Consider the following 303-nt stretch of genomic DNA (forward strand, 5'->3'; position numbering starts at 1 on the left):
GACACGGGTTTAAGCACACATCCTGGCCTCGAAGGCCTCTGGGCTGATGTGCCCCAGCGTGCTGTGTCGCCGCTGGCGGTTGTAATCGGTTTCGACGTATTCAAACACGGTTTCACGCATCTGGGCGCGGCTCGTGAAGCGCTCGCCGTGGATGCACTCGACCTTCAGGCTGTGGAAGAAGCTCTCTGCACAGGCATTGTCGTAGCAGTTGCCTTTGGCGCTCATGCTGCATCGCAAGTGATGGGCGCGGATCAGCTCCTGGTAAGCCGCTGAGCAGTACTGGCTGCCGCGGTCGCTATGCAC

General features: G+C 60.4%; 1 protein-coding gene. It reads right to left on the minus strand.

Annotated features, from left to right (window positions below):
* Nucleotides 1–9: 9 nt before the first annotated feature.
* Nucleotides 10–303: IS3 family transposase (locus ACF8MI_RS19105; RefSeq protein WP_392517718.1), on the minus strand; the 294-nt coding region annotated here is incomplete at its 5' end.

It is taken from the genome of Pseudomonas sp. yb_9 (genome assembly GCF_043103635.1).
Taxonomy (GTDB): domain Bacteria; phylum Pseudomonadota; class Gammaproteobacteria; order Pseudomonadales; family Pseudomonadaceae; genus Aquipseudomonas; species Aquipseudomonas monteilii.